12 protein-coding genes and 2 tRNA genes are annotated in these 13,298 nt (G+C 61.0%); 6 read left to right on the forward strand and 8 right to left on the reverse strand.

Features of this window, described 5'->3' with window-relative positions; translation table 11 throughout:
* Positions 1 to 244: 244 nt before the first annotated feature.
* The 5 genes from ACIOJF_RS05760 to ACIOJF_RS05780 all read right to left on the reverse strand — a co-directional run bounded on the left by ACIOJF_RS05760 (position 245) and on the right by ACIOJF_RS05780 (position 2,763).
* Entirely contained in the window at positions 245 to 853 is a 609-nt protein-coding gene (locus ACIOJF_RS05760; RefSeq protein ID WP_332503844.1) for a class I SAM-dependent methyltransferase, read from the reverse strand.
* 112 nt (positions 854 to 965) lie between these two features.
* Positions 966 to 1,041, reverse strand: a tRNA-Val gene (locus ACIOJF_RS05765).
* Positions 1,042 to 1,703: 662 nt separating this feature from the next.
* Positions 1,704 to 1,779, reverse strand: a tRNA-Val gene (locus ACIOJF_RS05770).
* Positions 1,780 to 1,894: 115 nt separating this feature from the next.
* Positions 1,895 to 2,347, reverse strand: a complete 453-nt coding sequence (locus tag ACIOJF_RS05775; RefSeq protein ID WP_332498654.1) for a redoxin domain-containing protein — start codon at positions 2,345 to 2,347, stop codon at positions 1,895 to 1,897.
* Positions 2,347 to 2,763, reverse strand: coding sequence for a DUF3052 domain-containing protein (locus tag ACIOJF_RS05780; RefSeq protein WP_105657750.1), 417 nt, complete (start codon positions 2,761 to 2,763; stop codon positions 2,347 to 2,349). Before ACIOJF_RS05780 ends, ACIOJF_RS05775 begins: the two co-directional genes overlap by 1 nt.
* Before the next feature lie 362 nt (positions 2,764 to 3,125).
* On the opposite strand from ACIOJF_RS05780, the gene aceE reads away from it, so the two are divergent.
* The 6 genes from aceE to ACIOJF_RS05810 all read left to right on the forward strand — a co-directional run bounded on the left by aceE (position 3,126) and on the right by ACIOJF_RS05810 (position 10,940).
* Positions 3,126 to 5,870, forward strand: coding sequence for a pyruvate dehydrogenase (acetyl-transferring), homodimeric type (aceE, locus tag ACIOJF_RS05785; protein ID WP_105657749.1), 2,745 nt, complete (start codon positions 3,126 to 3,128; stop codon positions 5,868 to 5,870).
* 156 nt (positions 5,871 to 6,026) lie between these two features.
* Positions 6,027 to 7,238 (forward strand): CdaR family transcriptional regulator, encoded by a 1,212-nt coding sequence (locus ACIOJF_RS05790; RefSeq protein WP_105657748.1) that lies wholly within the window; start codon positions 6,027 to 6,029, stop codon positions 7,236 to 7,238.
* 176 nt (positions 7,239 to 7,414) lie between these two features.
* The gene (locus ACIOJF_RS05795; RefSeq protein ID WP_402734876.1) at positions 7,415 to 8,338 is read left to right on the forward strand and encodes an ACP S-malonyltransferase; all 924 of its coding nucleotides are present in this window, start codon (positions 7,415 to 7,417) and stop codon (positions 8,336 to 8,338) included.
* Between the two features lie 219 nt (positions 8,339 to 8,557).
* A complete protein-coding gene (locus tag ACIOJF_RS05800) occupies positions 8,558 to 8,803 on the forward strand; it encodes an acyl carrier protein (protein WP_105657746.1) in 246 nt (81 codons plus the stop codon).
* Between the two features lie 120 nt (positions 8,804 to 8,923).
* Positions 8,924 to 10,171, forward strand: a complete 1,248-nt coding sequence (gene fabF, locus ACIOJF_RS05805) for a beta-ketoacyl-ACP synthase II (RefSeq protein ID WP_105657745.1) — start codon at positions 8,924 to 8,926, stop codon at positions 10,169 to 10,171.
* Between the two features lie 193 nt (positions 10,172 to 10,364).
* Positions 10,365 to 10,940 carry a dihydrofolate reductase family protein gene (locus ACIOJF_RS05810; protein WP_105657744.1) on the forward strand — a complete coding sequence of 192 codons (576 nt, stop codon included), beginning with the start codon at positions 10,365 to 10,367 and terminating at the stop codon, positions 10,938 to 10,940.
* Positions 10,941 to 10,946: 6 nt separating this feature from the next.
* Here ACIOJF_RS05810 and ACIOJF_RS05815 read toward each other — a convergent pair whose 3' ends face one another.
* The 3 genes from ACIOJF_RS05815 to ACIOJF_RS05825 all read right to left on the reverse strand — a co-directional run bounded on the left by ACIOJF_RS05815 (position 10,947) and on the right by ACIOJF_RS05825 (position 13,272).
* On the reverse strand, positions 10,947 to 11,333 hold the full coding sequence (locus tag ACIOJF_RS05815; RefSeq protein ID WP_105657743.1) for a VOC family protein: 387 nt from the start codon (positions 11,331 to 11,333) through the stop codon (positions 10,947 to 10,949).
* 298 nt (positions 11,334 to 11,631) lie between these two features.
* The gene (locus ACIOJF_RS05820) at positions 11,632 to 12,135 is read right to left on the reverse strand and encodes a DUF3145 domain-containing protein (protein WP_105657742.1); all 504 of its coding nucleotides are present in this window, start codon (positions 12,133 to 12,135) and stop codon (positions 11,632 to 11,634) included.
* Positions 12,136 to 12,276: 141 nt separating this feature from the next.
* Positions 12,277 to 13,272, reverse strand: coding sequence for a tyrosine recombinase XerC (locus ACIOJF_RS05825; protein WP_105657856.1), 996 nt, complete (start codon positions 13,270 to 13,272; stop codon positions 12,277 to 12,279).
* Positions 13,273 to 13,298 lie beyond the last annotated feature (26 nt).

A 13,298-nucleotide genomic window follows, 5' to 3' on the forward strand; every position in this document is an offset into this window, starting at 1 on the left:
TTCGGCGATCACCGCCTCCGAGCCGCAAAGCAGTACGTGATGAAAACCACTTTGCATTACAAAGTTCAAGATAGCGCTAACGACGGCTTACCGCAAGAGGCGCATTCTGGCAGCTGCGCCTAATCGCACCCCGCCGTTTTCGACCCACGGCAGAAGCCGCAGGCCAGAGGCCTTTCAAGAGCAATTGCACGTCGCATGGAAGCGAAGTGGCTTTTTTCCTGCAGTGTTCGGGTCGCGCTTGGAGCTATTTGCGCCCGAGTACGGCGACCAGGAAATCGGCGGCAGGCAAATGGAAGCTCCAGGTCGAATAGCGTTGCTGCAGTGCCAGCCCCGCCTCCAAAGCGTCGGCCTCGAAGTCATCGAACCCGTAGCCGCGTCCCGAGCCGAAGCCGATGATCATGCGCCCGTCTGCCGCCAGATGCCCGCGCAGTTGCTGCAGCGCCGGGCGGCGTTCGGACTCGGAGAGGAAGGTGACGACATTGCCGGCAGAAACTATCAGGTCGAATTCCTGGTTCTCCCCCGCTGCGTCAGCGATGGTGAAGTCAGCCAGATTGCCGACCTGCCATTGGGCTTTGGGGTAATCTGCCCGGGCAACATCGATTAAATGCGGGTCGAGGTCCACGCCAACCACTTGGTGCCCTTGCTCGGAAAGCCAGCCGCCGATCCGCCCGGTCCCGCATCCGGCATCCAGAATTCTGCTGCCCCGGGCAACCATCGCGTCAACGGCGCGAGCTTCCCCGAAAATATCCTGGCCTTCGGCGGCAAGCGTGCGCCAGCGCTGGGCAAAATTCTGCGAGTGGTCCGGGTTCTTGCGAACGGTGGCGAGCCAAAGGTTTTCTTCTGGTGCAGTCATGCATCCAGTTTCGCACTTTCGCTGGCATTCGGCGATTGGCTGGCGCCGGCCGGGAATACGAAGAAGACCGCTTCAATCACTCTTTCCAGAGTGATTGAAGCGGTCTTCGTTTTGGTGGGCCCTACCGGGATCGAACCGATGACATTCACGGTGTAAACGTGACGCTCTACCAGCTGAGCTAAAGGCCCTCCTGCAGTGTGTGAAATCGGGAAGTTTCTTTCCTTCAGTCCTTCGCTGCAACAAGTAATAATCTAATGCATCCCGAACTGACTTGGCAAATTGAAATGGAGGTTTTCATAAAAGAGTGCCGAGCGTCACCACATCGCCTGATCTTGGAACCTACTCTCCAGTGGCGTTGCCGGCAAGTTCGAGGCTGTTCGCATGCACGGGTAATCCGCAATCGCCAGCATCGCCCCCACACCTGCTTATTCCCCGCTGCACCACTGGGACCAGCGCCACCGAGGCGCGAGCTCAGTCCAGCGCGGAAGAACACGAGGCGCCTGGATCTGCGGACTTGCCCCGCAGGTGGAAGCGAAGCAGCTCGATGAGCGATAGCACGTACCAGGAAGCGGTGATCGAAGACGACCCCGCCACCCTCCACGGGGCATTGGAAAACAGCGATGCCAGATCGCTGTACCGGGTTCGCAGATTCGAAGCACCCTCCGGTGCCGCGCAAGGGCCACCGGCTCAGCCACGCTGGCTTCGGACGACAATGCCAGGAGTCCAGCGTCATCGAGGATCAAATATTCCATGAAGCCGGCACTATGGGCACCGCAGGACTTGCCCGAGTGGAAAAATCGCCTCAAGGAGACAAAAAATCCCCGATCCGAATGGATCGAGGATTCTTATTTGGTGGGCCCTACCGGGATCGAACCGATGACATTCACGGTGTAAACGTGACGCTCTACCAGCTGAGCTAAAGGCCCTTACCATGTTCGCTTTTGCAAGCCAACGAGGAATAACTCTACACAGGTTTCTGCGTCCGGGCAAATCGGTGAGCCGACTTTTTTCGTGAACTGGAGCACAGCCCATATCGGCACGCTAAACGGCGCGTTCCACTGCCGCCTTGTAATCATCAATGCTTCTTGGCTGCGTCATCTCGCTGCGGAAAATATCGCGCACTTCACCGTCAACCAGGTACAGCGTCAATCTGGCCGCGACCCCACGCTCAGGGTCAAAGGCGTCGGCCTGTTGCGCCACCGCCCCATGAGGCCAAAAATCGGCCAGCAGCTCGAAGTCCAAGCCAAGCGACTGCGCATAGTTGCGCAGGGTGAATTTATGGTCCACCGAAATGGCCACGATGCGCACCTGGTGCTGCGTGAAGAATTCGTAGTGCTCTTGGAGTGTTGCCAGTTCCGACCCGCATACCCGCGAAAATGCCCAGGGATAAAAGACAACCAGCACCCGGCCGCTAGACAGCCCGGTACTGGTTATCGTTTCGCCGTACTGATTTTCCAGCGAGAAGTCGAACAGGCGTGAACCTGTTTGAATCATTAGTTCTTCTTACGCGGGGCGAGGCGGATTGCGGACCAATCCTCCGAAACGCCTTCACTAGTAGTTACATGCAGGCCAGCGGTTGGCGCCTCCTGCTGGATAAGTGCTGGGGATACATGTCCCTCGCGGCCCTGCTTAGGAGTAAGCAGCCAAACGATGCCACTCTCGTCCAAGCAGTTCAGCGCGTCCATCAATGCGTCAACTAGATCTCCATCGCCGTCGCGCCACCAGAAAATGACTGCGTCGACAACGTCATGGTCCTCTTCGGTGAGCAGCTCTGAACCAATCAGGTCCTCGATCGATTCGCGCAGATCGTAGTCCACGTCATCGTCGTAACCCAGTTCCTGAATAAGGTCTTCATTAGCGAAGCCCAATTTTTTGGCGGGCTCCAAGTTTGCCGATACGGCGTCGCTCACTTCATTCCTCCTGCTGGTGCAAAGCGTTACTACCAACGAAACACGGTTTTGCCGCTCCGTTCAAGCGCTACAGCGATAACACGCCGAACAAATATAACCCACATTCCAGTGACCCGCATCATATTGACATGGCCATCGGGAAGTTAGCTCCCGTACCTAGTTGCGCAAGTCACTTCAAATATCTGATTTAAACCGGTTTTTGCTGGAAAACGCGCCACAAAACTGGATCGTTTAACACTAGAGTTGCATATGAACCGGCAGTGCACATCATTCCAGTGCTACTGCACCCGTTGTCCCAATACCGATGCACCGCAGCGCAAAACTGCACAGCGTCGGAGCCGCAATTCAATCAAGGAGCTTCCGTGGCTGTAGAGGAACACATCTCCCAGATCCGTAGCGGGTTGACTTACCAGCTGTCCGATCGGGATCCTGAGGAAACTCAGGAATGGATGGACTCGTTTGACTCCCTCGTAGAGACCCAGGGCACCGAGCGTGCCCAGTTCATTATCCGCTCGCTGCTGCAGCGTGCAGGTGCCAAGTCCGTGGGCGTGCCTCACGTGACCACCACCGACTACGTGAACACCATTCCTGTGGACCAGGAACCAGAATTCCCGGGCGATGAGGCCATCGAGCGCCGCTACCGCGCCTTCATGCGCTGGAATGCCGCCATCATGGTGCACCGCGCCCAGAACCCTCATATCGGCGTTGGCGGGCACATCTCCACCTACGCCGGTGCAGCGACCCTGTATGAAGTAGGTTTCAACCACTTCTTCCGCGGCAAGAACCACCCAGGCGGCGGCGACCAGGTCTTCTTCCAGGGCCACGCCTCGCCAGGCATGTACGCCCGCGCATTCCTCGAAGGCCGCCTGTCCGAAGAGGACATGGACGGGTTCCGCCAGGAAAAGTCGAAGGAAGGCCACGCGCTTCCTTCCTACCCTCACCCGCGTTCCCTGCCTGACTTCTGGGAATTCCCAACCGTCTCGATGGGCATCGGCCCAGCTAACGCCATCTACCAGGCGCAGCTGAACCGCTACCTGCAGAACCGCGGCATCAAGGACACCTCGGACCAGCAGGTCTGGGCCTTCCTGGGCGACGGCGAAATGGACGAGCCGGAGTCGCGCGGCTTCCTGCAGCTGGCCGCCAACGAAAAGCTGGACAATCTGAACTTCGTCATCAACTGCAACCTGCAGCGCCTTGACGGCCCGGTTCGCGGCAATGGCAAGATCATGCAGGAACTGGAAGCCTTCTTCCGCGGTGCCGGCTGGAATGTCATCAAGGTTGCTTGGGGCCGCGAGTGGGATGCCCTGCTCGAAGCAGACAAGACCAACGCGCTGGTTGACATCATGAACCAGACCCCGGATGGCGACTACCAGACCTACAAGGCTGAGTCCGGCGCATTCGTTCGCGAGCACTTCTTCGGCCAGCGTCCGGAAACCAAGGAATTGGTTGCCGACATGAGCGACGACGAGATCTGGAACCTGAAGCGTGGCGGCCACGATTACCACAAGGTCTACGCCGCCTACAAGGCTGCTGCGGAGTTCAAGGGCAAGCCGACCGTCATCTTGGCCAAGACCGTCAAGGGCTACGGCCTGGGTTCGCACTTCGAGGCTCGCAACGCGACCCACCAGATGAAGAAGCTGACCATGGAGGACTTGAAGAAGTTCCGTGATCACCTGCGCATCCCTATCACCGACGAGCAGCTCGAAGCGGACCTCTACACTCCTCCGTACTACCGCCCAACCGAGGATTCGGCTGAGTACAAGTACATGATGGAGCGCCGCGAGGCCCTGGGCGGTTCGGTGCCTACCCGCCGCCAGGAAGCTTCGAAGAAGCTGGCCCTGCCAGGCGAGAAGACCTACGCGATCGCCAAGCGCGGTTCGGGCAAGCAGCAGGCGGCCACCACCATGGCCTTCGTGCGCCTGCTCAAGGACCTGATGCGCGACAAGGAATTCGGCCACCGCATCGTGCCGATCGTGCCAGATGAGTCCCGTACCTTCGGCATGGACTCGTTCTTCCCGACTGCGAAGATCTACAACCCGGGCGGCCAGAACTACCTGTCCGTGGACCGCGATCTGGTCCTGGCCTACAAGGAATCCCCTCAGGGCCAGCTGATCCACCCGGGCATCAACGAGGCCGGCGCTGTCGCAGCCTTCACCGCTGCCGGCACCAGCTACTCGACCCACGATGAACCGCTGATCCCGATCTACGTGTTCTACTCGATGTTCGGCTTCCAGCGCACCGGCGACCAGTTCTGGGCAGCCGGGGACCAGATGACCCGTGGCTTCATCATCGGCGCTACCGCCGGCCGCACCACCCTGACCGGTGAAGGCCTGCAGCACGCAGATGGCCACTCGCCAATCCTGGCCTCGACCAACCCTGCTGTGATCACCTACGATCCGGCCTACGGCTACGAAATCGGCCACATCATGCGCTCCGGCCTGGAACGCATGTACGGCGGAACCCACGCCGATCCGAACGTGATGTACTACCTGACCGTGTACAACGAGCCGATCAGCCAGCCAGCTGAGCCGGAGAACGTTGACATCGAAGGCATCATCAAGGGCATCCACCTGCTCAAGGAAGCTACCACCGACGGCCCGCGCGCACAGCTGCTGGCCTCGGGCGTGGCCGTGCCATGGGCGCTGGAAGCCCAGGCCATCCTGGCCGAGGAGTGGGGCGTTTCGGCTGATGTCTGGTCGGTCACCTCGTGGAACGAACTGGCCCGCGACGGCCAGCGCGCCGACGCCGACGTGCTCGTGGATCCATCGAAGCCGCGCCGCACCCCGTACGTGACCTCGAAGCTGGAGTCCACCCCGGGCCCAGTCATCGCGACCACCGACTACATGCGCGCCGTGCCCGAGCAGCTGCGCCCGTACGTGCCAGGTGAATTCCACACCCTGGGCGCGGACGGCTTCGGCTTCTCGGACACCCGTGCCGCGGCCCGCCGCTTCTTCAAGATCGATGCGCACTCGCTGGTCGTGCAGACCTTGCAGTCGCTGGTTGAGCGCGGCGAAATCCCTGCGGACACCGCAGTGAAGGCGCACGCCAAGTACGACCTGAATAACGCCAACGCCGGCCAGTCCGGCAACGCTGGCGGCGACGCCTAGGCCCCAGGGTCCAGGTGCCCGGAGCTTGCTCCGGCGCCGCATTGAGCAGCTGCCCGATGACGAGGTTTTCCTCGTTGCCGGGCAGCTGGCTCATTTAATCTCACCTTTACCTGCTGTGCCGGGCGCGGGGGAAGAAAAGAAACTAAGCTGGAACCCATGAGTCCTGAAATGGATGCCGCCGCAGCTCCGAAGAACCGTCCCAGCCGATCCCAGGCACCCAGCAGTGAAACGCTCAAGCGACTCAAAAGCCATATTGGCGTCCTGTCCACCACCGCGCTGAAGTACCTGGACCAGCAACTGCCCTGGTACCGATCGCTGGCGCCCAATGAGCGCGCCGCCTTGGGACTGATCGCCCAGAAGGGCATCTCCACCTTCGTTACCTGGTACGAGGATCCCTCCTCCACCCCGTCCTGGGTGGTGACCGATGTCTTCGGCGCCGCTCCCACGGAGCTGACCCGATCCATCTCCCTGCAGAAGGCCTTGGGCCTGTTGCGCACCATCGTGGAAGTGGTCGAATCCCAGGTGCCCGACATCGCCGCCGAGCATGAGCAGGCAGCCCTGCGCGAAGCGGTGCTGCGCTATTCGCGCGAGGTCGCTTTCGCCGCCGCCGATGTCTATGCCCGCGCCGCCGAAACCCGCGGCGCCTGGGACTCGCGCTTGGAGGCCCACGTGGTCGACGCGGTGCTGCACGGCGAGGCCCACGACTCGCTCTCCTCGCGCATTGCGGCCATTGGCTGGAAGTCGCAGAAGAATATCCGCATCCTGGTGGGCACCACCCCTTCGTCCAACCCGGCCACCTTCGTCTCGGCCCTGCGCCGTATTGCCATCCGCTACTCGCGCGATTCGCTGGTGGGCGTGCTCGGCGACCGCTCGGTGCTGATGCTTTCGGACACCAAATTCGAAGAAGCGGATCTGAGCCGGCTGACCCGGTTCTTCGGTCCCGGCCCGCTGGTCTACTCCCCCATGGCTCCGACGGTGAAGGAAATGCACCACGCCGCGGTGGCAGCCGTGGCGGGATTCAGCGCTGCCAAGGCCTGGCCGCAAGCGCCGAATCCGGTCGGTGCCGATGACCTGTGGCCAGAACGCGCCTGCAACGGCGATGAATTGGCCCGCACGGCGCTGGTGGACCAGGTCTACATTCCGCTGCAGCAGGCCTCCAATGGCCTGGCTGAAACGCTCTCCAGCTACTTGGCGCTCGGCCACTCGCTCGAAGGCACCGCCCGGGAACTGTTTGTCCATGCAAACACGGTGCGCTACCGGCTCAAGCGGGTCAGCGAAGTCACCGGTTGGGATCCACTGGTTCCCCGGGATGCCTTCGTCCTGCAAACCGCGCTGCTTTTCGGACGGCTCCACGAATCGAACTTGTAGGCTTCAACCAAAGAGCGTCGAGCTCCCGACATCGATAATTCCGAGTTGATCGCGCATTACAGCGGAATTCAGCTTCTGGATACGCTAGGCTTTTGTAGAGATCCTACAAACAGTCACCACGAGCTTGGTACTCAAATGAAGCGCCAAAAGCTCCCAACATTTGGAAAGCTGTAAGAGTGTTAGCAATCGTTTGCCCCGGACAGGGCTCCCAGACCCCAGGTTTCCTCACCGAATGGCTCGACGTCGATGGCGTGGCCGAGCATTTGCAGGCGCTCAGCTCGATCACCGAGCGCGACCTCACCGCCCACGGCACCACCTCCGATGAAGAGACCATCAAGGACACCGCCGTCGCCCAGCCGCTGATCGTCGCTGCCGGCCTGGTCACCGCCCGTGCGCTCTTTGGCAGCTCGCTGCCGGCAGGCGCCGTTGTGGCCGGCCACTCGGTTGGCGAGATCACCGCGTCGGCCCTGGCCGGCGCGCTGGACGAAGCTGACGCCATGAATTTCGTGAAGGTCCGCGCCAACGCCATGGCCGAAGCCGCTGCGGCGGCTCCGACCGGCATGGCAGCAGTGCTCGGCGGCGACCCGGATGAGGTCCTGGCCATGCTCGACGAACTGGGCCTGACCCCGGCCAACGCCAATGGCGGCGGCCAGATTGTGGCCGCAGGAACCATGGAGCAGCTCGCGGCCCTGGGCGAGAACCCGCCGGCCAAGGCTCGCGTGATCCCCCTGAAGGTTGCCGGCGCATTCCATACCGCGCACATGCAGCCCGCAGTTGGCATCCTGGAGGAACTGGCCGGAACCATCACCCCGAAGGAACCAGCGGAAACCCTGCTCTCGAACTTCGACGGCAAGGCCGTAGCCGATGGCCAGGCGAACCTCGATTCGCTGGTCGCCCAGGTATCGCGTCCGGTCCGCTGGGACCTGTGCATGCAGACGCTGGCCGAAGCTGGCGTGACCGGTGTGCTGGAACTGGCACCGGCCGGAACCCTGGTGGGATTGGCCCGCCGCGGGCTCAAGGGCGTGAAGACCCTGGCGGTGAAGAGTCCAGCGGATCTGGAAGCTGCCAAGGCGTTCATCGCCGAGCACACCGCCAACTAGGCTTTTGCGCCGTTCACAGATTGTGCACGCCGGGAACGTCATGTTGCGTCCGCCGAGCGCGTCTCTGGCCTAAGCTTTAAACCGACGAAACGTGCCGCGCATTCTTGATGCGCCACCAAAGTTTCATTAAGCCGGCTGGAACCGGTTCCTGGAAACAGGATCTGCGCCCAGCCACAAAAATGACCGGAGTCCTCCGGCTAAGAAGAAAAGGAGCCATCCATGGCTAGCAACGAAGAAATCCTGGCGGGCCTCGCCGAAATCGTCAACTCCGAGACCGGCCTGGACGAAGCAGACGTGCAGATGGACAAGTCCTTCACCGAGGACCTGGACATCGACTCGATCTCGATGATGACCATCGTCGTTGAGGCTGAGGAAAAGTTCGAGGTCAAGATCCCTGACGAAGAGGTCAAGAACCTGAAGACCGTCGGCGACGCCGTCAACTTCATCGCTGCGGCACAGGCCTAAGCTTCCCGGCGTTTTTCGCCACACCGTTGTGCGGGCAAGCCGCGCACACCGGCCGGTACGTCAAGCCGGCCCCCTGAATTTCCAAGCACAGTTCTTATTCGCACAGTAGAGAGTTTGATGATGGCGCGCAAAGTAGTGATCACCGGTCTCGGAGCCACCACCCCAATCGGCGGGGACGTCCCCACCCTATGGGCAAACGCCCTCAAGGGCGTCTCCGGCGCCGTAACCCTGGAAGATGACTGGGTTAAGGAATACGACCTGCCGGTCACCTTCGCCGCCCGCGCTGCTGTGCAGCCGACCGAGGTACTCTCCCGCCCGGAGACCAAGCGCATGGACCCATCGACCCAGTTCGCTGTGGTTGCGGCCCGTGAAGCCTGGGCCGACTCAGGCCTGGTCAAGGAAGAGATGGACCAGAACAAGCTGGCCGTTGCCTTCGCTACCGGCATCGGCGGCGTCTGGACCCTGCTCAACGCCTGGGACACCCTGCGTGAAAAGGGCCCACGCCGCGTCCTGCCCATGACCGTGCCAATGCTGATGCCTAACGGCCCAGCAGCTGCCGTGTCGCTGGACCTGGGCGCCGCCGGTGGCGCGCATACCCCGGTTTCGGCTTGCGCTTCGGGTACCGAAGCGATGCACGTTGGCCTGGAACTGATCCGTTCGGGCAAGGCCGATGTGGTCATGGTCGGTGGCGCAGAAGCCGCGATCCACCCCATGCCGATGGCCGCCTTCGCGTCCATGCATGCACTCTCCCGCCGCAACGATGATCCGACCAAGGCTTCGCGTCCCTACGACACCGACCGTGATGGCTTTGTCATGGGCGAGGGCGCTGGCGCGCTGGTACTGGAAGCCGAAGAGCATGCAATCGCCCGCGGCGCACGCATCTACGCCGAGCTGGCAGGCTCCTCGGTCACCTCCGATGCGCACCACATCACCGCACCGGATCCAGAAGGCATGGGTGCAACCCGTGCGCTGAAGGCTGCCATGTTCGATGGCCGCATCCAGCCAGAGGACGTGGTCCATGTGAACGCCCACGCAACCTCCACCCCAGTTGGCGACAAGCCGGAATACGCTGCGCTGAAGAACGCCCTGGGCGATCACCTCGAGAACGTGTGGGTATCCGCGACCAAGTCACAGATGGGCCACCTGCTGGGCGCTTCCGGTGCCGTGGAGTCCGTGCTGTGCGCACTGGCCATCTACAACCGCAAGGCCCCGGTGACCATTAACCTGGACAACCAGGATCCAGAGATCCCGTTGAAGGTCGTCACCGGCCAGCCTGCGCAGCTGCCTGCAGAGGGCTCCATCGTTGCGCTGAATAACTCCTTCGGCTTCGGCGGCCATAACGCCGTGGTCGCCATCCGCAGCGTCTAGCCGTTCCGGCAGCTGCAGGCGAGCGCGCCACTGGGCTGGTTGAAGAGTAATCTTCAACCAGCCCAGTGGTCTTTAACCCCGAAAGAATTGGCTCAGAGCCATTGCTTCGGTCCTGACATGTTCGTTAAGCTCAAGTACCGCCTCATGTCGGAGGCAACTGACGGTACATGCCACGAGCAAAGGATCCCTTCCCATGCGCACCCTGATCGCCACTTCCTTCGTCTCCTTGGACGGTGTCGTCCAAGCCCCGGGCGGCGAACCCGGCTACCGCAATTCAGGCTGGACGATGAACTCGGTCGAGTTCGACCCCGCCGCCTACGAACTGAAGGGCGCCGAGCAAGAAGAAGCCAGCGCCATGCTCTTGGGCCGGCACAGCTACGAGGCCTTCTGCGCGGTGTGGCCCTCGATGACCGAGCAGTTCCCGCAGTACAACGCGATGCCCAAGTACGTGCTCTCCACTACCTTGCGGGAGAAGGACTTGGCCGGGAACTGGGGCGAGACTGCGATCTTGCGCTCGGTCGCCGATGTGGCGCGGCTTCGAGCCGGCGACGGCGGCCCGATCAGTATCCATGGATCGGCAACGATGGTCCACTCGCTGCAAGAACATCAGCTCATCGACCAGTACAACCTGCTGGTCTTCCCGGTTTTGCTTGGTGCAGGCAAGCGCCTTTTCAGCGACGCGAGCCTGGACGCGCAGAAGCTGGCCCTTATTGATTCGCAGGTCTACTCCAACGGCATCCAGAAGAACGTGTTCAAGGTTCAGCGCTAGCTGGTCCTAGCTGGCTGCGGGCAGGTAAGGCCGGGTGATCAATTCCAGGTAGTGCCCGGAAGGATCAAGCAGATAGACTCCCCGGCCGCCGTGTTCATGATTAATCTGCCCTGGCAGCTGCCGTTGGGGATCGGCCCAATGCTCCATTTTCCCCTCGCGGATAGTCGCGTAGGCGCGGTCGAAATGCTCGTCATCGAGCAGGTAGGCATAGTGCTGCGCTGGGAAGTCCATCGGTGGTGCAGCGAATTGAAGCAGCACCCCGTGGGCCAGGCTGATGTTGGTAAATGGTCCCCAGCTTGATTCCGCGCGGGCTTCGAGCAACTCAAGATAGAACTTTGCCATGCGTTGCGGGTCGAGTGAAGCGATGATGGTGTGGTTGAACTGTGCGGTCATGTCTCCCTTTCGTGGTTCAGATGTGCTGTTCTTTGGTGGAATGCATCTGGCACGGGAGGGCCGCGGATCAGGGAACGACCAGTTTGCCGTTCCGGGAGTGGCCGCATGCGGCCTGACTGGTCTTCATCGCCATCGAGCATAGCACTGCGCTTCGGCACTTCTCCACAACCGCAGTTTTTAAAGCAAGAAGTGGGATCCCCGGCATGGGATCCCACTTCTTTTGGGTAACAACCCCGCACCATCGGGGTTGTATCTGAGTGTCTGTTGATAAGTCACTCAGGGACTAGATAACCAGTTGCTAAACCACCTGGTTGAGCCATCGAACAGGCGCGTCTTCGCCTGCGTGACGGAAGGGTTCAAGTTCTTCATCCCAGGGCTCGCCGAGAGCGATGGACATCTCCTGGTAGAAGACCGAGGGATTGCCGTCGCCCTTTTCATAGGCCCACCGGATGCGTTCTTCGCTGACCATGACGTTGCCAGCGCAATCAACGGTGGCGTGGAAGATGCCAAGATCAGGGGTCACGGACCAACGGCTGCCGTCGGCACCCGGGCTTGGGTCTTCGGTGATTTCGAAACGAAGGTGCTGCCAACCATGCATCTCACTGGTCAGCAAAGCGCCTGTACCTTGCGTACCTACCCACTCGATTTCGGCGCGACAAAATCCGGGTGCGACGTGCTGTTCGGTCCACTCCATTTTTACTGGAGTACCGAGCACGGACCCGATTGCCCATTCCAGATGTGGGCATAGCGCTGCAGGGGCGGAATGAATATAAATCACGCCTCTGGACATCGGTGCAGACATGCCATCCTCCGTTGCGGTGTTGATCGTCTTCCCCTACGTCAACATCGTTCCGGTGCCATCGCCGCCGATACTTCCATTTTGCCCGATGAAGAGGCCTTTCGCCACCCAGAAAGGCTATTTTTGCAGATTGGTACCAAATAGTCAGGCTCGGGGATGGGCTTGGCGGTAGCTTTGCCTCAATCGGTCAACCGAAACGTGAGTATATAGCTGGGTCGTTGCCAGCGAAGCATGCCCGAGGAATTCCTGGACAGCACGCAAATCTGCGCCGCCATCCAGCAGATGCGTGGCTACGGTGTGCCTTAACGCGTGCGGGCCGCTGGCAGCGGTATCCCCCAGCGATTGCAAGGCCTTGGAAATGACCTCTCGTGCCTGGCGTACATTCAAGCGCGCACCGCGCACCCCTACGAGCAAAGCGCCTTGAGCTTCCTGGCGGGCCAGGACCTTGCGATGCGACCGAATCCACCCGATGATCACGCGTTCGGCGGGCTTGCCAAACGGAACAACCCGTTCCTTGTTGCCCTTGCCGAGAACCCTGACGGTGCGTCGTTCGAAGTCGATGTCGTCAACGTCCAAGGCCACGAGCTCGCTGATACGCAGGCCGGATGCGTACAGCAACTCGGCGATGACTTTATCGCGTGCCGCTACTGCCTGGCTCTTGGCATCGGGGGCAGGTTCCGGCTTGCTCTCGCTGACTTCTTTTCCAGCAGGCGGCTGGGCTGTTTCGGAGAGCAAGCGGTCGATCTGGCTTGGCTGCAAAACATGCGGAAGACGCCGTTCCTTCCTGGGCGCGGCCAGCCGCAGGGCAGGGTCCGCGTCGATCAGCTGATGCTTCAGCGCCCACGCGAAGAAGCTCTTCACCGCAGAGATCCTGCGGGCCAAGGTGGTGCGGGAAATCTGCGATTCATGAAGCTGTGCCAACCAATCGCGGAGCGTATCAACTGAAATCTGCTTGAGGCTCGGATCCTGCGCATGGTGGAGCAAGAACTGGCCGAGGTTCCGCAAATCCACTTCGTAGGCTCGCAGGGTATTAGTGCTGCGGCCGCGTTCGCGTTGCAGGTACTCCAGGTAGTCTGCCACCGGCTCAGCGAATTTTGCTGACGTCGCATTGCTGGCGTGCGTCGTTGATTCTTGCTTCATCACTATTGAGGATACCCTCAGCTGCG

Source organism: Glutamicibacter sp. NPDC087831, assembly GCF_044742845.1.
GTDB lineage: Bacteria > Actinomycetota > Actinomycetes > Actinomycetales > Micrococcaceae > Glutamicibacter.

What these genes read in the sequence shown, in the direction of transcription:
- ACIOJF_RS05825 (WP_105657856.1), bottom strand. Translation starts at nt 13,272, where the DNA reads ATGAAGCAAGAATCAACGACGCACGCCAGCAATGCGACGTCAGCAAAA.
- ACIOJF_RS05760 (WP_332503844.1), bottom strand. Translation starts at nt 853, where the DNA reads ATGACTGCACCAGAAGAAAACCTTTGGCTCGCCACCGTTCGCAAGAAC.
- ACIOJF_RS05820 (WP_105657742.1), bottom strand. Translation starts at nt 12,135, where the DNA reads ATGTCTGCACCGATGTCCAGAGGCGTGATTTATATTCATTCCGCCCCT.
- ACIOJF_RS05800 (WP_105657746.1), top strand. Translation starts at nt 8,558, where the DNA reads ATGGCTAGCAACGAAGAAATCCTGGCGGGCCTCGCCGAAATCGTCAAC.
- fabF (WP_105657745.1), top strand. Translation starts at nt 8,924, where the DNA reads ATGGCGCGCAAAGTAGTGATCACCGGTCTCGGAGCCACCACCCCAATC.
- ACIOJF_RS05815 (WP_105657743.1), bottom strand. Translation starts at nt 11,333, where the DNA reads ATGACCGCACAGTTCAACCACACCATCATCGCTTCACTCGACCCGCAA.
- ACIOJF_RS05790 (WP_105657748.1), top strand. Translation starts at nt 6,027, where the DNA reads ATGAGTCCTGAAATGGATGCCGCCGCAGCTCCGAAGAACCGTCCCAGC.
- ACIOJF_RS05810 (WP_105657744.1), top strand. Translation starts at nt 10,365, where the DNA reads ATGCGCACCCTGATCGCCACTTCCTTCGTCTCCTTGGACGGTGTCGTC.
- ACIOJF_RS05775 (WP_332498654.1), bottom strand. Translation starts at nt 2,347, where the DNA reads ATGATTCAAACAGGTTCACGCCTGTTCGACTTCTCGCTGGAAAATCAG.